At 33.0% G+C, this 21,922-nt stretch carries 26 protein-coding genes; 7 read left to right on the top strand and 19 right to left on the bottom strand.

Annotated elements, in window-relative coordinates; translation table 11 throughout:
- Window positions 1-218: 218 nt before the first annotated feature.
- Window positions 219-524 carry a hypothetical protein gene (locus HHU08_RS01495; protein WP_169187642.1) on the bottom strand — a complete coding sequence of 102 codons (306 nt, stop codon included), beginning with the start codon at window positions 522-524 and terminating at the stop codon, window positions 219-221.
- Between the two features lie 346 nt (window positions 525-870).
- Between HHU08_RS01495 and HHU08_RS25635 the strand changes: the two genes are divergently transcribed.
- On the top strand, window positions 871-1,695 hold the full coding sequence (locus HHU08_RS25635; RefSeq protein ID WP_169187641.1) for a methyl-accepting chemotaxis protein: 825 nt from the start codon (window positions 871-873) through the stop codon (window positions 1,693-1,695).
- Window positions 1,696-1,814: 119 nt separating this feature from the next.
- Here HHU08_RS25635 and HHU08_RS01485 read toward each other — a convergent pair whose 3' ends face one another.
- From HHU08_RS01485 to HHU08_RS01460, 6 genes are all read right to left on the bottom strand, one after another.
- Window positions 1,815-2,180 (bottom strand): hypothetical protein, encoded by a 366-nt coding sequence (locus HHU08_RS01485; RefSeq protein WP_169187640.1) that lies wholly within the window; start codon window positions 2,178-2,180, stop codon window positions 1,815-1,817.
- 268 nt (window positions 2,181-2,448) lie between these two features.
- Window positions 2,449-2,742 (bottom strand): hypothetical protein, encoded by a 294-nt coding sequence (locus HHU08_RS01480; protein ID WP_169187639.1) that lies wholly within the window; start codon window positions 2,740-2,742, stop codon window positions 2,449-2,451.
- Window positions 2,743-2,895: 153 nt separating this feature from the next.
- Window positions 2,896-3,129: a hypothetical protein gene (locus HHU08_RS01475; protein ID WP_169187638.1), complete on the bottom strand. Its 234-nt coding sequence runs from the start codon at window positions 3,127-3,129 to the stop codon at window positions 2,896-2,898.
- Window positions 3,130-3,258: 129 nt separating this feature from the next.
- Window positions 3,259-3,564 (bottom strand): hypothetical protein, encoded by a 306-nt coding sequence (locus tag HHU08_RS01470; protein ID WP_169187637.1) that lies wholly within the window; start codon window positions 3,562-3,564, stop codon window positions 3,259-3,261.
- A gap of 122 nt (window positions 3,565-3,686) precedes the next feature.
- Window positions 3,687-4,124, bottom strand: coding sequence for a hypothetical protein (locus HHU08_RS01465; RefSeq protein WP_169187636.1), 438 nt, complete (start codon window positions 4,122-4,124; stop codon window positions 3,687-3,689).
- Window positions 4,125-4,165: 41 nt separating this feature from the next.
- A complete protein-coding gene (locus tag HHU08_RS01460; protein ID WP_169187635.1) occupies window positions 4,166-4,510 on the bottom strand; it encodes a hypothetical protein in 345 nt (114 codons plus the stop codon).
- Between the two features lie 73 nt (window positions 4,511-4,583).
- Here HHU08_RS01460 and HHU08_RS25850 point away from each other — a divergent pair, with 73 nt between their 5' ends.
- Genes HHU08_RS25850 through HHU08_RS25355 form a run of 3 tightly spaced genes read left to right on the top strand, consistent with a single transcriptional unit; the run spans window position 4,584 to window position 5,977 of the window.
- Entirely contained in the window at window positions 4,584-4,895 is a 312-nt protein-coding gene (locus HHU08_RS25850) for a transposase (protein WP_016205489.1), read from the top strand.
- Window positions 4,896-4,906: 11 nt separating this feature from the next.
- Window positions 4,907-5,806 carry an IS3 family transposase gene (locus tag HHU08_RS01455; RefSeq protein ID WP_040344397.1) on the top strand — a complete coding sequence of 300 codons (900 nt, stop codon included), beginning with the start codon at window positions 4,907-4,909 and terminating at the stop codon, window positions 5,804-5,806.
- 45 nt (window positions 5,807-5,851) lie between these two features.
- Window positions 5,852-5,977, top strand: a complete 126-nt coding sequence (locus HHU08_RS25355) for a hypothetical protein (protein WP_263479876.1) — start codon at window positions 5,852-5,854, stop codon at window positions 5,975-5,977.
- Here HHU08_RS25355 and HHU08_RS01450 read toward each other — a convergent pair.
- The 7 genes from HHU08_RS01450 to HHU08_RS01420 all read right to left on the bottom strand — a co-directional run bounded on the left by HHU08_RS01450 (window position 5,972) and on the right by HHU08_RS01420 (window position 11,475).
- Window positions 5,972-6,220 (bottom strand): hypothetical protein, encoded by a 249-nt coding sequence (locus HHU08_RS01450; RefSeq protein ID WP_169187634.1) that lies wholly within the window; start codon window positions 6,218-6,220, stop codon window positions 5,972-5,974. The genes HHU08_RS25355 and HHU08_RS01450 overlap by 6 nt on opposite strands.
- A 94-nt stretch (window positions 6,221-6,314) precedes the next feature.
- Complete coding sequence (locus HHU08_RS01445; RefSeq protein WP_169187633.1) at window positions 6,315-6,836, bottom strand: hypothetical protein; 522 nt, start codon at window positions 6,834-6,836, stop codon at window positions 6,315-6,317.
- A 707-nt stretch (window positions 6,837-7,543) separates the two neighbouring features.
- Window positions 7,544-7,807 (bottom strand): hypothetical protein, encoded by a 264-nt coding sequence (locus tag HHU08_RS01440; protein WP_169187632.1) that lies wholly within the window; start codon window positions 7,805-7,807, stop codon window positions 7,544-7,546.
- A 677-nt stretch (window positions 7,808-8,484) separates the two neighbouring features.
- A complete protein-coding gene (locus tag HHU08_RS01435) occupies window positions 8,485-8,736 on the bottom strand; it encodes a hypothetical protein (protein WP_169187631.1) in 252 nt (83 codons plus the stop codon).
- Between the two features lie 91 nt (window positions 8,737-8,827).
- Entirely contained in the window at window positions 8,828-9,529 is a 702-nt protein-coding gene (locus tag HHU08_RS01430; protein ID WP_169187630.1) for a hypothetical protein, read from the bottom strand.
- Between the two features lie 158 nt (window positions 9,530-9,687).
- Window positions 9,688-10,587 (bottom strand): tyrosine-type recombinase/integrase, encoded by a 900-nt coding sequence (locus HHU08_RS01425; RefSeq protein ID WP_169187629.1) that lies wholly within the window; start codon window positions 10,585-10,587, stop codon window positions 9,688-9,690.
- A gap of 423 nt (window positions 10,588-11,010) precedes the next feature.
- Window positions 11,011-11,475 (bottom strand): hypothetical protein, encoded by a 465-nt coding sequence (locus HHU08_RS01420; RefSeq protein ID WP_169187628.1) that lies wholly within the window; start codon window positions 11,473-11,475, stop codon window positions 11,011-11,013.
- 265 nt (window positions 11,476-11,740) lie between these two features.
- Here HHU08_RS01420 and HHU08_RS01415 point away from each other — a divergent pair, with 265 nt between their 5' ends.
- Window positions 11,741-13,183, top strand: a complete 1,443-nt coding sequence (locus HHU08_RS01415) for a TOTE conflict system archaeo-eukaryotic primase domain-containing protein (RefSeq protein ID WP_169187627.1) — start codon at window positions 11,741-11,743, stop codon at window positions 13,181-13,183.
- 349 nt (window positions 13,184-13,532) lie between these two features.
- Here the strand turns inward: HHU08_RS01415 and HHU08_RS01410 are convergent, their stop codons facing one another.
- Window positions 13,533-13,991, bottom strand: a complete 459-nt coding sequence (locus HHU08_RS01410) for a hypothetical protein (RefSeq protein ID WP_169187626.1) — start codon at window positions 13,989-13,991, stop codon at window positions 13,533-13,535.
- Between the two features lie 280 nt (window positions 13,992-14,271).
- Here HHU08_RS01410 and HHU08_RS01405 point away from each other — a divergent pair, with 280 nt between their 5' ends.
- Both HHU08_RS01405 and HHU08_RS01400 read left to right on the top strand, forming a co-directional pair.
- Window positions 14,272-14,496 carry a hypothetical protein gene (locus HHU08_RS01405; RefSeq protein ID WP_169187625.1) on the top strand — a complete coding sequence of 75 codons (225 nt, stop codon included), beginning with the start codon at window positions 14,272-14,274 and terminating at the stop codon, window positions 14,494-14,496.
- Between the two features lie 114 nt (window positions 14,497-14,610).
- Window positions 14,611-14,964, top strand: coding sequence for a hypothetical protein (locus HHU08_RS01400; protein ID WP_169187624.1), 354 nt, complete (start codon window positions 14,611-14,613; stop codon window positions 14,962-14,964).
- Window positions 14,965-15,124: 160 nt separating this feature from the next.
- On the opposite strand, the gene HHU08_RS01395 is transcribed toward HHU08_RS01400, so the two are convergent.
- From HHU08_RS01395 to HHU08_RS01380, 4 genes are read right to left on the bottom strand one after another with little or no spacing between them, the layout of a single operon-like run.
- Window positions 15,125-17,032, bottom strand: coding sequence for a TnsD family Tn7-like transposition protein (locus HHU08_RS01395; protein ID WP_169187623.1), 1,908 nt, complete (start codon window positions 17,030-17,032; stop codon window positions 15,125-15,127).
- A gap of 6 nt (window positions 17,033-17,038) precedes the next feature.
- Window positions 17,039-18,691, bottom strand: coding sequence for an ATP-binding protein (locus tag HHU08_RS01390; protein WP_169187622.1), 1,653 nt, complete (start codon window positions 18,689-18,691; stop codon window positions 17,039-17,041).
- Window positions 18,684-20,843 (bottom strand): Mu transposase C-terminal domain-containing protein, encoded by a 2,160-nt coding sequence (locus HHU08_RS01385; RefSeq protein ID WP_169187621.1) that lies wholly within the window; start codon window positions 20,841-20,843, stop codon window positions 18,684-18,686. Before HHU08_RS01385 ends, HHU08_RS01390 begins: the two co-directional genes overlap by 8 nt.
- Window positions 20,834-21,685, bottom strand: coding sequence for a TnsA endonuclease C-terminal domain-containing protein (locus tag HHU08_RS01380; protein ID WP_169187620.1), 852 nt, complete (start codon window positions 21,683-21,685; stop codon window positions 20,834-20,836). The genes HHU08_RS01385 and HHU08_RS01380 overlap by 10 nt, the downstream gene beginning before the upstream one ends.
- Window positions 21,686-21,922 lie beyond the last annotated feature (237 nt).

The following is a 21,922-nucleotide window of genomic DNA, read 5'->3' as shown; positions in this document are numbered from 1 at the left end:
CAGTAATTAATTTTATTATAATATCCTTTATCCATTCTTCCCATATTTTCCAATCCACTTTAATACTTTATGAAACTGACAATTTAGTATTCCGTTGGATAGGCTCAATTATATATGGGATAATATTCGCCTTTTAACGAATAAATCCTACGATTTCAATAATTTCTTTATTCCACTAATTTCAAAAAAAAGCAAGCATTAATAGATAATGCTCGCTGTTATTTCACCTGATATACAAAGCGGTATATCGCCTTATATACCTCATTAATCATCTTTCTTTCTAAAAAGTACTCTGGGATTATTGTTCTGACAAAATACATGAGAAGATTATTTTGACAAAATCGTTTAGCCAAAATATCGCGTTGTTCCCTTAAAGATATATCTTCTGTAAGAATAACCGCATATTTTTGATCCCTTTCACGTTGTTGATCCAATTTAACCACAGCGACATAATAATTGTCACATTCAGCCAAAACCATTCTTTCATCAGTATGTATAAAACTTGGCTCTTTTCTTAAGTCCATTTCCTATCCTTCTTTCGTATAGATATTTTATAGTCATCTTCCACTCAGGCAGTTAATAACCTTGTTTTTTTAAATAAAAAATAGCAGGATTTTAGTCTTATTACGGGTAACATCAGGAAGATAACAGCATATTTGCAACGAAAAGCATTTTGATGGAAATCTTATAAGATATTATGAATCGATTATTTGAAGTCACTTTACTGTATATCAATAGGCATTACTCTATTGCTATGGGTATTGATTCTTTTTCAACTTATTAAGATATTTATTTTAAAAAAGTTTCATATAGGTATAAACAACTATTATAATTAAACTAAAAATATTTCTAATAGAGGGGTATATACCTATGGCCATTTCTTCAAGTATTAATATAAGCACTCAAATTTTAGATAAAACATCTATTTTAGCCGCACAAGAGTCAAATCTAGCCATGATAGAATTTAATTTAAATAGAGAAGTTATTTGGGTAAATGAAAATTTCTCAAAAACTTTGGGATATACAGTTAATGAAATGAAAAATATGCAACATAAACAATTTTGTACTGTTGAATTCAGAAACAGCAGAGAATATGAAGAATTATGGGAAAACCTTGGAAAAGGGGAAAAGTTTCAACAAAAGATTCAAAGGATCGGTAAAGCAGGCAATTTACTTTGGTTAGAAGCCACCTATATTCCAATTTTAAATGAGGAGGGAAAAGTTGATGCTGTTCTTAAAATAGCAACCGATATTACAGAACGTGAAAATAACACGATAAAAATCATTTCTCAATTAAAGGATATGCCAATAGAATTAGTAAATATGGTTGTTGAAAATTCTAAAGAAAAACTCCATGCAGTTGAATCACTAAAGAAACAGACTGATTTAATAACTGAAATAACTAAAATCATACGCAATATTTCTACACAAACGAATGTGTTGGCATTAAATGCTGCTATCGAAGCAGCGCGTGTGGGAGAGCATGGACGAGGTTTTAAAGTTGTGGCTGATGAAGTACGAAAATTGGCTGGCAATGTTGATGATGCCATTAAAAATGTGAATACGAATGTAGAAAATATTACAAGAGAAGTAGAAAAGGTTAGCAAAATAACAGATGACTTACAAAAAGTAATCTTAGTAACCCAATCCAGATTTAACAAGGTTATAGAAGAATTTGAAGGTGTTGCTAGATAAGGACAGAAAGGGTTTTCAGCCCTTTTTTGTTTTTCAGAAGGACCTTATCACTATAAATCTGTATTTTCCAGAGGTTACCCTTGTTTTTAAAATAAAAAACAGTAGGATTTAACCTACTGTCACTTAACTAATTCTGGGTCAAGTTCAACTAGATGTTGAATAAAGTCAAATAATAATTCCTTATCTAAGATATACTCTTTTACAACCGGAAGTATATTCCTAGTCAGATAGTCAAAGTTCTGATAAACATGGTGGAAGCATAGAACATTGAACGCCTTTGTCTCCATTGTATTTTTATCTACAAGTTTATGTTCTTGCTTAAAAATGTAGATAAAATAACTATAATCTTCATTATTGTAACTACTAATTGACTTCAAATTTTCAAACCTTGCGACGATAAAAACATATTCACAGTCACGAAATTCAAAATGGTCTCGTGGTTTAAACTCTTTTATTTGTCTATTGGTCATGTCCTGTTCTTTCATAAATACAGCCTCCCGTTTTCTTAAGTAAAGTACCTTATACTATTAAATTATACGCACATATGTTCGAACCTTCTTTTAGCATAAATTAAAAAGGGTACATTTGCTAGGAAAACGGTACAAGTAGAATCCAAAAAGACACACTATCAATTGAGAAAACCTGATACAACAGGAATTAAACCATTTTACTATTTATATCGATTATGATAATAGTAGATATCATACCAAAAAAAGAAAAATAAAAAGAGCGGCAGAAACCACTCCATTATCACTAATCTTCCCAGTGTTCTTCTTCTGTTGGGCGTATTGACCTATCATAAAAGTTCAATGCTGCCCTAAGACTACCCCAATAATCTGGAGTATTAAAAGAAGGGCAATACTCAATAATTTGTTGATATAAACGTTCCAACTCAAAGTCTTCAATTGCTGCATGAACTGATTCCTTCGCTCCGAGTTCTTTCTCAAATTCATTAATGATGGTTAAATCATCCAATTTATAGTCGCTTCTTAAATCTTCAATAAATGAACCGATTATAATTCTATATAAATGATTTTCAAAGTCCATATAATTACCTCTTCCTCTAAAAATATCGAAAAACTACTGGGCTAATCTCCAGTGGGTGGCTGTTTTTCTTCACTCTTCCTCTGTGTGCTTGTTCTCACCGGAAGGTTCAGTATAAAACCGTCTTAATATGAAAAGAAATTCTTATAATGAATTTTAAATCTTAACTGTTGTAACCTCTATAAGATATGGACAATTAATCTCTCTTATTAAATCTTTCATTTTTTTTATGTTATTCGCATTTGTCAGATACATAGTCATAGAAATGTTATCTAATATCTTTCTCATTTCGTTGGGATCGTCTTCTTTCTGATGATACAATTCTACGTTGTAATTTCTCCCAAAAATCTCTAAGCAACAAATAGTTGAAATGTTTGTTTTCTTTTTCATTAAATAATCCTCCCCTAGTTCAAACTTACCTCTTATTATCTTTACGATTTAGTGCTGGGGCACGATAGTCATTCTTCATATTCAATTTGAGCGAATGCCCATTACTATCTGCCCCGTAGTGGACTATGCTTATTTGATACTTTGTTGGTATTTTCTACTTGTAGGGTACCAACTTACCCTTCTTGCCCATCCATTTTCATAGGCTAAATCTAACCTTTCTTCAATTGTTTCAATAACCTTATTCCAAGTTTCATCATCAACCTCACTATAATCCCATTTCCATGCTCCAAAAATCTTAAATATTGGCTCTTTTTCACTAGTAATACCTGTTCCTTTTAAGACCTTTTTAAGAACCCGATTTGGTCTTGGAGCCAGTGGATCACAGTCAATTAAAATGAATTTTTCTGGTTCCCTTGTTTCTTCTATCTCCGTCATAATTTCAGCATCTCCTTCTGATATCAATTTTTTAAGTTGATTAATTTCATAACATCCCAATTCATATTTTTGCTCTCCGGTTTTCTACTTATCGTTATTTTTCTAACAAACTAGACAATTTTTCATATCGAATTTACTTTTCTCTCTGCAGTTAACACTTCGGTTTTAATTAAATAGTCCACTGCATTAGGAAATTTTACTGTTGCTGTTTTTGCTTCTTCTATCCAGAGTTCTTTTAATAATTTTGGTTTAATTAGATAATCCCCTTCAATGACTCTAAATGTGACATCCTTTCTTATGAAAGAATTAAGAATCTTAGGATTTGCAGCCAGTGCAGGTGATATTATCAATACGGTTGACTTTCTCTTCAGTTTAGAAAAGTACTTTTCTAGACTGCCATTTTCGAAAGTTGAAACACCACAAGCATTTTTTAGATTAAGGTTATGTTTGTCAGCAAAGCCGAATGCAATTGTCGCATACATTAAGAACTCCATATTTGCTTCCACCCTGTTCCCTTTAATAGATTCAGGTAATAATGTGAAAAAAGTTTCGTTTTCCATGAAATATCATCTCCTTAAATAGTTTTGTATGGTCCCTCTTATCAATAGGCAGACACGTTTATACCATTAGTAGACTCAAAATGATTTATCAAATCATTCGACATCTTCGCAGCCTTTTCATTATGAATCAATGCCTTTCTATACCCAGAACTTAATAGTTTCCATTTACTTTTACCTGATCTGGCTACATTATGTCGGTTGGATCTCATTTCGTCGTTAGAAATCTCCTCAATGCGATATTTTGTTTTGCTACTATTAACATCTATCAAAATAAAGTGAAAGCCCTCTTCGATGAACAAATTGATAATATCCTTCTTAAATATTGAACGATCCTGAACGGCAATCGTGTAGATGTTTTGCTTTCTTAATAAACTGATAAAGCTCATAAGCCCCAAAATGAACTTGGACAATAAGAGTAATATTTATTATACTGCTTAATGTACCAAGGAGGCTGACATCATGAAACGAATAAAACATTCTAAAGAATTTAAATTACAAGTCATCAAGGAAGCCCAAGACACAGGGAAGAATACCCTTGTAGCTCGCCGGTATGATCTGAATCCCAATATGGTTAGTCGCTGGGTTCGTGAATACAAAGATGGTAAATTTGGTGAAGTAGATGTGGCTGTGCTGCCAGATATAGACTCCAAAGAATTATCCAAAGAAAATGAAAAACTTAAAATGTTATTAGGTGAAAAAGACCTTGAAATAGCGATCCTGAGGGATCTTATAAAAAAGAAAAACCCTCACTTGCTGAAAAGCATGAAGTAGCTAACAAATGGATTCAAAAAGGCTACTCGATTTCAAAGGTGCTTAAAATCATAGGTATTCCTCGATCCACATACTATTATCAAAAGAATTATCGTGTTGAGGAGAAAAAAGTAAGTGAGGGACGTCCAGCACCAGGTTATTCGATCCAAGAGGACGGTCAAAAGATATCAGACGAACAGATTAAAGAATTTCTACTAGAAGAGATTGCCGGTGATTGCTATAACTATGGTTATCGCAAACTCACTAAGGTCTTAAGGCGAAAATACAAACTTAAAATTAACAAGAAAAAAGTATACCGGATTTGTAAAGAATTGGGCATCTTACGCCCACAGCGCCAAAAGAAAGTCTCATACCCTAGGAAACTAGCAAGAAATCGCATTATTACAAGATCTAATCAGCTATGGGAAGCTGACATTAAATATGGCTTTATCGAAGGTGAGGATCGCTTTTTCTTTGTCATGTCCATCATCGATGTTTATGACAGGGGCATCATTACCTATCATATGGGATTAAGCTGCACTGGAGATGATGTCAAACAGACACTGAAAAGGGCATTATTAAAACGCCAACAATATGATGAATTGGAAAAACCTGTAATCCGAACAGACAATGGACCGCAGTTTATTTCCCATACTTTTGAAAAGTTTTGTGAAGATTCCAAAATTGAGCACGAAAGAATTCCACCAAGAACACCAAATATGAATGCTCATATTGAGTCTTTCCATCGCATTTTTGAGGACGATTGCCTATCCAGATGGCAGTTTGAAACCTACACAGAAGCATATCAAGAAGTCATGAATTTTATGGAGTTCTACAACGAGAGACGTATGCATTCTAGTATACTAGATTTGTCACCAAAGGAATTCTATCAAAAACAAGATTCATTGGTGATCAAGGAGGTTCGGGTGTAATGGATGTATTCATTCAAAGCATCAGCTTGATTTGGAGTGGCGGGCATGATAGCCTCGTTCGGCGATGCCAATGTTGTAAAACAGCTGGCTTCTTGGCAGGAGAATCATGCCCGCAGAGGCTCCATGTCAAGCAACATGGCCTTTTTGAAGAATAATGAAAGAAATCTATAAAATAAAAAACTGAGGAAATGAAAGAATAAGAGAGTTATTGTCCAAAATTCGGGGGTTAATCCGAAAGTATTGAGCAACTGATGGATTACTCTTATAAGAAAGGTACTCAGCGACTTCAAGACCTCTAACATTTTCTAGTAAAGTGCTTAATACTTGCTGTTTCAAATCTAAGTCTATGCTGTCATCCCTTTCTGAACTTAAGTGAACCATATAACCAACCTTATTAACTGCATTTTTTTGCATAGTAATCTCCTCCATAGATATCAAATAATTTGAATTAATAAATTTAGTACTTCACTGTAAGGGAAATTTATCTGGTTATCCCTTCAAAACATTTTTAGGAAGCCATGTTCTCAGTAATATATTCCCAAATGCTTTCCAGTGATTTGTATTTGTACATGGTTTCATTAACTAACTGATTAAATTCATTAACCGTCCAAACTGGATCAATAGTAGAAAGATACTTATACACTATTTCTTTTGTGCCATTTGGTGTAGCCAGAATATCAACTATTTTATTTCTCTCGTTCACTAAACAATAGGTCACTTTATCTTGATCTAGTAGATGCAACAAATCATTTTTTTGCATTGTTTTATCAAACCAATGATGGTAGATTCTGTTTTTTGATTGTCCAAACTTTACTAAGTAGATAAAACCTGTGGCCTTTGTGTTATATTCCAAACTTCCTCTAATATCAACAAAAGGGGAGTCCGCTAATAGTTTCAACTTATACTCGTAATCTTTGATTATAAAAACCGTTTCAGTGGCATTTGTCACAGCGTTATATTGTACACCTGCATACATTAAACCCCGTGTCATTTTCTTAAAAACATCTTTCATTTTTACTCTTTGTTTCATAGTGATGTCTCCTTTGTCTTTTATTGGGTCATTCTTTACTAACATCAATTGGCCGTTAAGCATTTCCTGTTAATTCATCAAGAATCTCGATCAACTTATACTTACCTTTTGAAGATAAGTGACCAAAACAGAATTGAACCTCACCAGCATATTCTTCGCAAAGTAAAACCAAGTCTCGTCTCTTTATATATTCGGAATATTCCGTCTTTTAATATTAGATTAATACTTAATTTGTACTCTACTCCTTGTAGATTGCACATATTTTATTCAATGATTCAGATATGTTAACTTGGGACGGTATGAAAAATCAGCATAAAAAAATCTCCTCCTTTTTATCACATATTGGAAAGAACAAAAATAAACAGACATATACTTAGGTTGCGCATAACAAACATTGCCTTATAAGGCATGTAGATGCACAGTGATTATGAGCCTAGGTCATCATTGTAAACTAAACTCATCATCTTATTTACTTAAGGTATATTTAGTATATTTGTTGTTACCTTCCCTTTTAGTGATAAAAAGAAAGAGATATATATAATATAAATTAACTATTAAAATTGAAATTGAAATTGAAATCATATAATGTATATTGCGTATTATTATAGTACAACAGAATTTTCTTCCTGTAAAGGACCAATTTGGTTTTTTTAAAAATTTATTTTGCTTTTATAGGATACTTTTCTATTTAATTAATGAAGAGACTATTAAACAATGCCGTATTCTATATTATGCCTTTTACAAGCCTCTTTAAACCTTTGATAATATTTAATGTCTATATGACTATTATTACTAAGTAGCATTATCTGGTCTACTTGGTTCCTGTTAATATTCGTTAATAGCAATTCTAGTATACTTAAGTCAGCCATTAAACACATTACTCTTTGGTTATTTTTAAATCCAACATCTATTGGTAGCCCCAACAAATTATCAAACTCCCGATTTAAATGAATTTCGAAGTACCCAAACACATTAAATCCCTCACTCTTAAACTAATCTCATGTACTCGTATAGGTTAAGAAAATGAAATACTGTGTATCCAACTACAAACGATGAAGGAATGCTAAGTAAAAAAAGTCTTAATTGCCATTTTTCAGCCTTTGCTTCTCCTTGTTTCAAGATTATAGGTATATACTTTACACAAATGATCATTAAGAACCACAGAAAACCTACAACGCAAAAATAACTGGACAAGTAGTCTAAGTAGTACATTTTTATCTTCTCCTATCAAACTAATATGAAGTTTTACTTTGTATTTTATACAAATATTGTAACGCGTATTTGTTTTTATTTCCGCTAATGGAAAAGAGGAAAGGACCCTAGGTGACCTTTCCTCAAAGTGTATTCTATATATTCGGTATATTCTTCATATATTATACTACGTTTACTTGATTCGGTAAACGCTCCAGATTCGGTCATTTCAGACATTTTCGGCTTAAAAATAGGCAAAATAATTAAATGTTAACCATTTTCTATTTTATTAGCCCACTAGATTTTTTTCATTTATTTCAATCATTTTATTTCATTCTGTAGCCATTTTTTTCGGATGAAAAAAATCATTTTTTTCACCTATGCTTTTTTCAGATTCTCGGTTTTGACTGTAACTAATCATTATGAATGATTATAAAAGTTATAATCATAAAAACTATTAATTTTCATTATAATGATTAAATGTTAACTCCCCATGTACCAAATAATATAAAACGTGTTTTAAATCCCCTTTGGCTGCTTCTTCAGATACAAACCTTCCACCATGAATAAGTTCAAATGTTTCTTCTTCGAATATTTCTGCAAATATCGAATAAAAGTAAATGCCATCTTTTTCTTGCATCTCAAAAATAGCAAATCGGTATTTATGACCTTGTAACTCAACATCTTTTTGCAATATATATTGTTCCATAAACAATCCCCTCCTTTCTATATATCCCTTATAGAAAGAAGGGGTACATCCTTTTAATATATCAATAGTCTTAATTAATCCTTATATAAATTTATCTAGATACTGCTTGTACTATATGTTTTTCAACTTCAACAATAGTTCCCTTTTCTTTATCTATTGTTAGGAGTTTTCCATCAATATCATATTGTATACTAGTTCTTAAGTTCGGCTCTTCCTCTTTTAACAAATCTAAACATCTTAAAGTAGAAACAAGTTGATTTTTACAGACTTCTATAAAGTTCTCAGTGGACATCCCATTGACTGAATATATTTTAGAGTGTTCCACTCCTGTGTAGTAACCTGTTAGTTCTTGCATAAGAGTATTAGAAAAATATTGAGCACATTCAGAATTGATCTCTTTCCAAGTATCCAGTTTAGTATGAACAACAACATGACCTTTGGAAGACTTGTCAATCGTAACTCCTCCACTAGTAATATAATGTCTTAGTTTCTCCTTTAGATTAATCTGTTTACCATTTAGAAGATAGTACTGAGAAAAAACATAAATAAATGAGTTCATATAAATTTCACTATTAATTAGATAAATCAAATTCTTTTTTATCGTTTCTTCTCTTTTCTTCTTTTCATTAACCTCATTTATTGTATGTTCAATTGTCTTATTTGAAGTCTTAGAGAGACTTCCTGTTAAAACTACATATATAATAGTGACTATAACCAGCGTTAAATTAATTAACACTGATAAAGCACCAGTATTATTGTTTAGAAAATTAAATAGGCTCACAATACCATTCATGTTACTTAAACTTCCTCCTCTTCAACAATTGATATCTTCAGGTTCTTTTTCTTATATGATATACGTTTAAATCTACTATAAGGTTCTATTTTTTGGAATGCTAAACATAAAAAAATAGGGACGTTTCTCCCTTTTTGGTCAAATGAGTTATCGGTTGATTAAAATTCTGTTTTCTTTAAAGCAGTCTGAAGTTCTTTTATTGACGGTGTAACATAAATACGTGTGGTATCCATTGAGGAATGCCCGGCCAATTCCGCAATACTTTGAAGACCTACACCACTATTTGCAAGTTGCTTACAATATGTGTGTCTTAGTGAATGGGGCGTAATTTCTTTCCCTAGTTGATTGCTATACTTTTTCAGAATATGCTGCGCTGCTCTAGCACTTAATCGATTACTTTTACTACTGATCAAAATGTAATCTGAATCCTTTTCTCTTTTTTCTAGCCACATTTGAATATGTGCTTTTGTTTTTTCTGTTAAAGGAACTACTCTGTGTTTATCACCTTTACCGATCACATTTATTATACCGTTGCGAAAAGAAACGGAGGACTTAGTTAAGGAACATGCCTCATCAATCCTTAGACCAAGATTTACAAGAAGGATGACTAGTGTTTCATGTAATAATCCCTTTTGAAAGTTACTGTGTTTTGTCAATTCTATTGCATGTAATAATCGCCCCACCTCTTGTCTCGTTAACCAACGAATGGTATTCTGTTTTTGGACCTTTTTAATTGTAATCTCATCACTTAAGTTTACTGGTGAGAATTTGGATTCAACTAAAAAATCAGCCCACTTCTTAATTGCTACTAGTCTTCGGTTAATAGTTGCTGGAGATAAAGAAGAATCCAATTTAATCTCACGCTCGAAATCTTTTATGTCAGTTTTCGTTATGGCATGAACCATGATCGGATTAGAGTGTATATCAGACAACCAACTCTCCAAGAAGTGTAAATCCTGTACATAACTTTTAATGGTATTACTGCTTCTGTTTTTTTCAATTAAATAGTTTTTAAATCCTTCAATCGCTTGGGAAAAAGTTACCGAATTGATTTCCATTAAGAGGACCCTCCTACGCTATGTTATACGACAAAAATTGAGTAATGATTATATATGTTATGCGACGAAAAAATATAGCCGAAACCATAGGTTCTGTCGCATAAGACATATTATCTGACAAAACTTATTTGGTCGTATTATAGCGCGTTTGGAACCCTTTGCCAGCACCTTCTCATTTTTAATAGTGAAATATTTCAAATTATACTATTAATACTTTGTACCGTTTACTCCCGAATGTAGTTTAGTTGCTCCTCAGTAACTTTATATTCGTCACACCCACAACCGAAATTCAAATATAGATTGTATGTACCATCACTGTTGAGATATGCACTTTTATTTTGTGCCTGCCGATACATCCCCCTTACTGCTTCTATGTCCGTATTTGATAAAAGTTCCATTTCAATTCACCTCCACTTGTTAACTTCAGAAGAATTTTATATAGTAATTAAAACTTATATCCTTCACTTCTTTTAGTCCATATCTTTCTACTAACTTATTATGCTTTAATTCTGCTAGTTGTAATTCATCTTCGTTAAAAAAGGACTTTAAGTCAGTTCTTTGAATTTTATAAAGAGCGGTTAAGGAGACTTTTTCCAATCTTTCTATTATCTCTTCGTTATTTATCCCTTCAGGGTATTCTGCTTCGATTTCAGAGTAGTAATTTTTTAATCTAGATTGTGCATCATCAATCATTTCTTCAACTTTTTCAAATAGAAGATTAATTGCCTCAATCTTGCTTTCTGCTAAATAATCGTCTGTATATGAATGACCATCTGTCCGGTCGATTATGTAATTACCGTCTTCCCCCTTATAAAAGCCTACGAACTCCATTTGATTACCTACACCTACATTAAATAAATTATCCATTTCATCTTTGATTTGATTCATTTCTCATCCTCTCCTTTCATTTTTGCCAATTTGAATGGCTTACAATTGTTATAACATAAAAAGAAAAATACGAGGTCAGTATGTTAAGAGATAATTGTGGCGGATTTTTGTGAAAATATGAAAAACATTATTACACATGATATTCTTATAAAAAACCTATTAAAAGAATAGTAAAGAATAATAATTAAGTACTTGTGTGCAATTTATTTCATCTATATTAAAAATATTTACATTGTGATATTGATTTTAGGAAGGAAGTGTTTTTATGAACGATATAGATCAAGTTATTGAAAAGATGAAGCAGTTGTTTATTACGGTTAGATACAAATATATCAAACTTAACGAAGATGGTAGTTACCATACATTCAATATATATAATAACGACAAACATGTAAGACTTAATGATGGATTTTTGAAATCCCATATACTGCAACAAAGCACTTACGGCATTTTTTGCAGGAAAACACATACAAAATTTGTCACTTTCGATGTGGATGTTCCAGTTATACCAGAGGCTAAAAAAGTAGTATTGGCTCTCTATGAATCTTTAAACACACTCGGAATACCTTCAGACAAAATTTTCACTAGTTGGAGCGGTACAAAGGGATATCACGTTGACATTTATTTTTCAGAGGAAATCCCTTACAACTCAATGAAAGTACTTTTTAATGCAGCAGTTTCAACAGCATATAACTTATTAGATGGAAAAATAAATGGGAAAATTGAACTTCGACCAACACCTACTCAAGGGTTGAAACTTCCTCTCAGCATTAATTACAAAAATAAGGATAAAAGGATTAATATCTGCTGGTATGTAGACGTGCAAAATAATTTTACTACTATCCAATCGTTAGATTACTTCTTAAATATTGAACCCATATGCGTTGATATCGTAAATGATTTAATATCGGATTTACAAGAAGATGAAGAGGAGTCACCAATTAGCAAAAGTGATACTAAAAAAATTGAGGGTAATGCTAATGCGAATTTTGATTTATCGGAGGAAACACTAAAATCACTAGCAGATTTGTATGAAAATGGCCTGAGAAAACCAAGTACTAGAAATGAAGTTACTTGTAAATTAGCGGTGTATTTTAATACATTAAGGGAAAACAAACATGATTGTGAACAAAAATTAAGAATTTGGATGAAGGGTCAGAATAGAGCATTTTATAAAACCCCACTTGAAGAATGTTATAAAGAAATAACTAGAATTGTTAATTTAGTTTATAAAAAAAACGTTGTGCTTACCAAAGGAGTAACAAAGATAGTTATATCCAGAAGTGAAATGCTAACATTATATCAGTATCCTAAAAAATTCCATAAAACGATTTTTACTTTGTTTATTCACTTAAAACGATTTGCAGATTTAAACAATGAGTTTTTTATGACTTATGAACAAATTGCATTGGCTGCGAAATGTTCTGTTAAAACTGCCATTAACCATATTAAATTACTTGAGCAAGACAATATAATTAGGGTAACAAGATCACCAATATATTTAAGAGGAAACAAACCTGAAAGCCATCCAAATATTTATGAACTCAATCTTAATTGGCTAAATGCAGACAAGGAAGTTTCCATTAGTGTGGGAGCAGATAATGTGAAGTCCTATCATGATATAAGAATTAAACTCATTTTAGAGTTATTCCCTAATAATGAATGGTGGAATATCGGTGAGTTATTGAATAAAGCACTAGAAAAATAATCTAAAGAATAATAATTAAGTACTTGTATGTAAATTATTTTAATCATATTAATTCATATCGACTATGTGTAATTGTCTTACAATACTAAAACAAAAAAGCGTGTATTACTAGATGTAGTTTTCACGCTTTTTTCGTCTTTATTCTTCAAAAAGAAAGGAATACCCCAAAATTTACAGCAAAGGAGAGGTTTCATAGAAAAAACACAAATAATATGTATGCCCTTCAAGTAAAGGATCACTGATTAAATTCCACATATATCTTCCCATACCTTTATTTTTAATAATATAGTTCCGTATCTCTCCTTCAAATTTTTGAACATTAGGTACGGCAATTCCCAAAAAAGGTAATCTAGTAACCGACTTTTGTTTTAAATTTCACCTCCAAATTCCCCTCTTTTTCCCTTTTTACCTTAATATAGCCCTTCAAGATGCTAAACCAAATCCACCCACCAGTTAAAAGAAATACTGGTATATATAGCGAAAGGTAAAAATCTTTTTTGAAAAAGTAAATTGCCATTCCTGCAACTATATATGCAATCACCTTACCAACAAACATAGCCACATAATGTACTTTATTGATTGCTTCGTAATCATTTCCTATGTCTAAATAGAAGTATGTAAATGCTCTATCAAAAAATGCTCCACCAAGTGCTAATAAAAACATTGAAAATAAAAAATAATCCATGATAGAAAACTCTAAGTATTTTACCGATAGTGGGTAAAAGAAGATCGTGAACAATATAGAATAGAACAACCCCATAATGAAAAAGGACAATCGATATAAGCACTTTGTAATAACGTGCAACATACTAGGGCTCCTTCCTAAACACTATTTGGAATTATCTGTATACTATTATACATAACAATCACTTATAAAGCAGCGTTGAAGCGGGTGATAATCTTTTTTATGACATTAAAAAACAAGGATTTTACTCCTTGTTTTGAACCCATAGGTTTTATTATAATCCATGCGTTTTTAATCTACTTGTCTTATTCAATTAAAGCATCGTTAAAAACAAAAACATAAGGTATATATTGTGAAAATGTATCAAAGACTAAAAAAATAAATTTTGACAAGGGTGATACATTTGGAACAAGAAGAAAAATTGAAAACTGCTACAACTGCAATGACGAGTGATTTCAAGGTGCAAATTTTTGGAGATGCTGAGAAAACGACTGATACTGTGGTTGCTAGGGATGCTGTTGAAAATATTATAAATGATTGGAACGCTATGTCTAAAAAGGCGGCTAATCTTACAATTAAACAGTACGGTCCTCCAAACGAAGCAACTCAAAGCAGGTTAATTTGGTAGAACAATGGACCTTGGAAACGTACCATTGTTTATCGTGATGAAATTCCACATGATTTCCCACAGCCTCATACCGATGTTATTGAGAACTATATTAACTACTCTGTCCCACCTGAAATGTTTAGTGAACTTGCTAAATTTGATGGTAGTGTCATTGTCGAAAGAACAAGAGGTGAAATTTCATCTCGATGTGATATGGAAGCGGCTAATATCCTTGCCCTTAATATGATGAATGATATTGTAACAGGTAAGTTAATTGCTGAAGAAGCCCGCGATAAATACTGTGAGGTGACTTCTGCTTTTATGATGAATAGACCAGCACCTTATGCTGAGAAACTTCAATTCGATGTATCACAAAAAGAAAAGTATGATACGGACGTTGTAATGATTGCTGATGAAATGGTAGAACAGGCCATAGAAAAGGTTAATGATATGGTTGACGATAGTATAGGTAATAACAGGCTTCATTGATAATTGTTTATTCTCTAAAAACTGTCTTTCCAGACAGTTTTTTATTATACCAAACTTCTGTTGTCTTCAGTATGTTTTTCCACCCTGTTGATAACTTGTGGATAAAATAAAAAAGGCTAGGTTTTTTTAAACCTAACCATTTTAAGGTAGAAATTATTGATTATTTATCCACACATGGGTACAGGTCATTCTCTTTAGCAACTAATTTTATTGCTTCTTCCTGAAGTTCCTTCTGGAAGTTTTCCCTGATTCCAGCCTTTCGATAAATTCTCCATAAAGACAAATCCTGTCCCTCTTCCCGTAACTCTTGAACTGCCCATTGTAACCGTCTAACTTGAAAGTCTCTAATACCTTCAGTATGCTCCACCATGTATTCTTTTGTCTTTGGCAGTTTATCAAGATGTTTTTCTAATAACGGTCTAATGCCTAGCATACTCCCTATTGAACTTACCGTAATCCGTTTAGGTTTTCCGTCAATAGACAACATTTCAGTAATTGCTACTTTTACAATTTCCAAAATTCCCTCGTCCCTATCCCCCCAGTTAACCCTGTGACTATCATGTATTGTTGATTTTAACCTAGGGGAGTTCTGATTAAGCCAGTCCCTGTCATTTCGGTACAACCATGTAAAAACTCTATTGTTAACTTGACGTAATTCCGTTTTACTCTTAATTGGGTACTGTTTTCTCAAATTTAACCAATCTCGTCTGTTTTTTTCTTTATTATTAATAACAGAGCATTGCTCAATGGTATTCGTACGTTTTTTTTCTTCCTGACCCCTTTTTGTCCAGTATGTCTTTAAACCTAACTTCTTAGCATATTTTTTGACTGTGGCTGGGTCTACCTGCAATTGCCGGGCTGTATCTCTTAAACTAAATCTTTTATTAGTCAATTCTTCTAATTTAGTTTCCCACACAGACCCGAAGTTCTTTACCTTTGTTAATTTGTATCTGTCCTTTTCTTCATGATCAGGGCCTGTTCTGAGGTAAACATAACCGCAATCACACCTAAAGAGCCCTATCGGACCTTTACTTTCAGCCCCATACTCTATTTCTATATCAGTAATAACAGGTCTAAGATAATGGTCAGCAACAGGATTTAAACAAGGCCACGGTTTATCCCCAAACGGTTTATATTCGATTTTCTTGTTGAAAAGGTCTGAAATTGAAATTCCGAGAAACCGTATAAATAATAGGTGTCTTATAGGATGGCTTGTTCTATTTTTTCTCCAAAGCATATCACTCAACCAATTATTATTATTACCGATATCTGATTGCAGTTTCTCCAGAAATCCATGTTCATAAAAGTCTAAGAAAGAATTTAATAATTCTTTTTGCTTTATTTTACCGTTTACATTTGCAAAACCAAGTTCTTTTAATTTACTTAAATACTGCACTCTAAACCAATCCGAACGTTTGTTTTTCATCTTATTATTTAAAAGGAACTCAATATCTTCTGCAATATTGATTGCCTTTTCCATGATATTATCAGAATACTGTAAATCCGAGGTATTTATTCTGCAATTTTCAATAGTGGCTAATCTATAATCATGTTTGTTATAACCTCTAATAGAAACTTGACTATCATACAGTGGCATCTTATGCTCTAGACAAACAAGAACTCCCGGTATTTGATGGATTCTATGCCAATACAATTCCCCAAGATTATATAAATCTTCTTCAACACATTGAGGACAAAATTTAAAGTACTGATACAACTTAATTGAACTTGCCATCAAACCAATTTTATTATATATACTACCCCCTTTATCCCCAATCATAGATTCTTTAACCTTAGTAGCATGTTCAGAAGGCAGGAAGGCGGAATAGAATGGATATAGGGTATGATTTGTAATTAAATATTCGGGTGTATAATGATGCCCCACAGGAAGGTTTTCCATTATACGGCTGATATGAGAAGGCAAATCCATTATTGCTGTGATACTGTCCGTACCGTATATATCCTTTTGTGTGGCTTTGTTACTGACATTTCCACTACGAATATGGTATCTAGCCAAAACGCTGTATAAAAGTTCGTCTTTATATGGTACAGGGAAGAAGGTCATCATTTCACATCATCCTGTCTGACCAAAATCGCTTTCATGACTTTTAATAAACCCACCATTACAAAGCACTTCATAGGCTGTCTTATTTTCTTTTCGTCCTTCAATAACCAAGTGTCTTATATCATTCTCTACAGAAGATTCCTCTTCCTTTCGCTTTTTCTTTCGTTTATTTGATGTGGACATTTCCTGAATGGCTTTCACAACAAGTTCATTGATATCCAAATTCCCCTCTTTTTCAACAATTGCCTCTACAACTTTTTGAACCTCATTTGGTTCAAAATCCAATTCTAAAAGTTTCAAAATTGCTTTTTCTTTTATGGATATACTCATTTCTTGTTCTTTTTTCCTTTGCGTTCTTTTCATGGCCTCCATTTTCATTTGTAAATCAACAGTAGCCCTTTCCCTTTCCATAAACCCTAAAAAGTCTACGTCTACTGTACTGATATCCTCGAACTTGGCAATCTTACTTATGTTACCTGATTTCAAAGCCTGAATCATTGGCTTAACTAGTTGTAAATGCTTATTAGCCACCTGACTAATTGATTCTGGAGTTATTTCTTCCCTTTGCGTCATAATGGCCTCAATTTGAGCCATTACGTAGAGTTTTACTGCGATATCAATAATACCTTGGCTTTCTTCATACAGGATATTTTTAAAATCATCTGTTAAAGGAATCTGCTTCTTTGTCCATTGATATCCCCAAAGTGCATTAATCAATAAATCCCAGTTTTGGTTGTTTTTCAACCTATCCCAAATCATATCTCCTTGGCCACTGCCCCGTCTGGCCTGTCTAAATTCACTTTGCAAAATAGATAAGCCTGCTGGCGTTCCGACTAAAATAACTGGAACTCCAATTGTATTAACTAGCGTTACAAAGAAGTTCAGCATTTTTTGATCCCCACCGCTTTTGGCCTTACTTAAATGCTGAATCTCGTCTATAATTAAAACACCCAATCCTGTGTTTCTTGCTATTTGAGACATAATCACCAACATATCATTTATCGTTTTTCTACCTAGCCCAAACTTTTTGTGATATTCTGTCCCCAGTAAATCGTCTACCTTACGGAAAAATTCTAAGGCAAGTCCTCTCAAGGAAGAATCAAATGGACAATCAAGTTTAAGCCATACAAGTTGATACATACTGAATTTTATTTCGTTATAATCTTTATGAACAATAACTTGAGGATATAAAGATAAAATTCTATTTATAGCCGTTGTTTTCCCCATACCACTAACACCGATTATCGTAAATCCTGCTGCAGTTGTTCTAAAAACACTGTTGTTGCTTAATTCATTGTTCAATCCGTTGATATTTCGATGTCCTTCCTGTAAACTCTGCGCATATCCGGCTCTGAAGGGGTTTCTTGCCAAATATCCTTGACGAATTACTCTGGAAATTCTGCTTTCCAAATCCAAGTGTATCCATAACGGCTGAAAGCATTGAAATAATCTCTGTACTAAATGAATACGGTATTGTTTATCTAGCATTCTTTCTTTTGAATTGTATTCGGCATATATAGCCATTTTTTCAATGGCTTCTTCTGTAGAGAGAATAGAAGGAAGTGCTTCAATAAAAGGATTCTTCCTATATTCTTCGATAACCTGTTCACTATAATCTGCTTCAATAGCATTGCAACCATTTGGAATAATAACCCTATTCATCTATCTTATTTAAAGCCTCCTTCTGCTTTCTCAATAACAAATCAAACCCTGTATCCCCCATAAATTCTTTACTTTCAGATAGATTAAAAGGAACAACTTTAGAGTTTTCTATATTACTTCTATCTAACTCAAAGGCCTCTTCTTCACGTTGAATCATTTTTTCAACAGCACGGTTTTGACGAATATTCCCAATCCTGCTCCTTTTACTGATTACATCCGTTTGTTCTTGAGATGTTTCCTGTTTAGCCTGCTTTACAATTTCTTCAATTTCAGTGTTTAAATCAACTTTTTCCTGTATTGTTTTCTCCTTATATTGCTTTTCTTTTACTTTTTCGTATTCTAACAAGTAATCAATTTCTTCAACTACCTTGCCTCTATAACGCTGTTGATGTTCCAATAAAAAACATTTATCAAAACTCAAGCCATTTTCATCCCGTATATAGATATAGTCCATATTTCTTGGATCATAACTTATATCAATTTTCCAAGTGCCCCTGTTCCGTGCCTGTTCAAACCATCTGTCCTTTAGGGACTGTTTTGAACCATAAAGCAATCCTTTAAACGCAATTCCCTTTGCAGTTACCGTAGCCTTGCCCGTAGGCATGAGATTGAGTTTAACAATATCTTCCGAAGCATGACGTAACTTTCCAGATTTGTTGTTTATCCCCCATTCCCAAAGCCGTATTGGAATGGACTCTATTCCATCCTCCACCATCATTTCTTCACGTTGATAGTTTGTAAGATAGTGGTGATTATTATGGTATAATACACATTTGATAATAACTTGAGTAAACTGGTAAATATCCAATTGTGCTTCCAAACGGTAATCCCGGTCCCCACGTTCTTTAATTGGCTTAACAGCACCCGGCAGAAATGCCTTTGTTCTTGAATTGGTTACCCGAAAATGTTGTTCAATTATTCCTTTTAAATCTGCTCTATAAGAAGGCGTATTCAGAATTCTTATTCCGAAATTATTAATTAGGGGATCAACTTTACTTCCCTCTAATTCTCCTCGATCAGCCAAGATGGATTCAGGAAGATGTTCAACAGGCCATTCATGTTTTTCAATCTCAATTCCGAAGTCACGACAAAAATTAACTTTATCAGAAGCAGCGTTGGCTAAAGCCATCATTGCACCGGCCCACGATGGACCCTCTAAGCCAATATATAGACCAACTATCATTCTGCTATAAACATCCATAACAGAATAAATTACAGGTCGTCCAATTATCCATTCACGATTAAACCTTGATAACAGATACAAATCTCCAACAGTTGCGTCAATCTGATAAATTGCTCCGGGCCCTAATGCTTCTGTTGTTGACTCCCCAATAATTGCTCTATGGTTTTGCTCATACTTTTTTCGGCCTTTTCTTTGGCTGATTTCTTTCTTGATGTCTCTTTGCTTTTCAAACCAATATCTAAATTGATTTAGTGTTGGTAATTCTCCATAAGTTTTAATTACGGGTATTTCCACATTTCCTTTCACTTTACTATCTAGACTAAAATGCTCTTTTAACATTAATTCATAGGTCAGTGCTAAGGATTTTTCGGCAGAGGAGAGATAATGTTTGTTTATAGCAGACCTAAAAATTCTTTTGATATTTTCGTCTATATTTATTCCTTCGCCTGTTATCTGTCCATGCTTTCTTGGTCTTCCTCTTTTTACCTCACTAGCCTTCTTTTCCTTACCCTTCCCTCCACACAAGTAATAGTCAGGTAAAAGGGCATTTTTTGTTTTACCACGCTGCCAATACTTCTTTAGATAGCGAATAACAGTGCTTTCATGAATATTGTGGGCTTCACACCTTTTTAGAATTAATTTTCTTCTTTCTTCTGAGTGGTAAACAAATGGTTCCAATTTCACAATATCCTTTATGATTTCCCATGCATTGTCACGTAAGGATAAATGTTTTTCAGAAATATTGTTTTCATTTATTAGTCGACTGAAAGGGTCTTTTTCAACAAGGACAATACTACCATTGTTAAACCCTTCATCAACTTCTGAAATACTCTTTTCATAGGGCAAAGCGGTAGAGTAAACATTGAAAAAATACCCATAATTATGTGCTTTATTAAGCCATAATACCCTTTCTATTACTTTCTCGTTTTCTGACGAAGTATAGGAAATCAGATTATTTACTACAAACATCTTCTCCTTGCCTCCTCATGTGTAATTCGTGGTTTTACTTCAATTGTCGAATTGGAAAGATTTAAGTCAATTTGCTTTGTCATATCTATCCCAATCTGTTTTGAAGCAATTAAAAACTTAAACACAAACAACCCTGTTCCCGAATCATAGTTGAATTCTTTGTCAAAGTCGGCAGTAACCTTTCTAATGGACTGCTTGGTATCTATTAACCTTTCTATTAAAGAGTTACTTAAGTAAATTAGTTCATCTTGCGTAAAACCCCTTTCAACATATGAATATAAACATGAATGTACCCATTCAATATTTTTGGTAAAAACAGTTGAAATTTCTTTTTGGGTAACGATTCCCCAGTCAATACCTTTTCCCGTCCAATATCGGCGCTCAATCTCCAATCTTTCCAAAGTCTTTTTCTTCTCAAGTTCGGAAGCCATTTTTATACTTCTTGCCAAATACAAATTATCACCATTTGCTTTCTTTATCGTGATTAAAAAATTGGTGCTTAAAGTATACGCATATCCACTTTCTTTATCTGTAAATAGTTTAAAATCTAAGTCCTTTTTTTGTTGTACAGTATCCTCAAGGTCCAATAGGGGGAAGTGCTCCCGTATGTCCGTAACTGTATCTTCCCATTCCAACATATAAAAATAGCGAGCCTGCAAATCAGAAAATAGGTGATGTATTCTTCCACTCTTCCATCCTAGTATTCGTGATACTCTCCCCATAGAAGGAAAATCCTGAATAGTTAACCACGGTTTATATTCTTTACCTACTCCCTGTCCTCGCCCCTCATTAACAAAACGGTTATACTTATTCTCATTCCAAGAATGGTTACGTTTAGACATAATCTACTTCCTCTACAATCATGAATATTCTAGGATACTATATTCCTAGTAAATTAAGTAACTCGATTCTAACGGGCCGGTTTGGTACATGCAATATCTTGAGCAATCTTTTTTATGATTTTAAGCGAACATTATTCTTATTCTTTTCTTTCCTAAGTTATTTATTGCAAATAAGATTTTGTAACTATGTTAATTTAGAAAAAAGTTTGCAGAAACTAGAAAACACATTCACCCCTT

The sequence above is a fragment of the Niallia alba genome (assembly GCF_012933555.1).
In the GTDB taxonomy this organism is placed as follows: Bacteria; Bacillota; Bacilli; order Bacillales; family Cytobacillaceae; genus Niallia; species Niallia alba.
The sequence above is the reverse complement of the archived record's forward strand: the minus strand, read 5'-3'. Positions and strand labels throughout refer to the sequence as shown.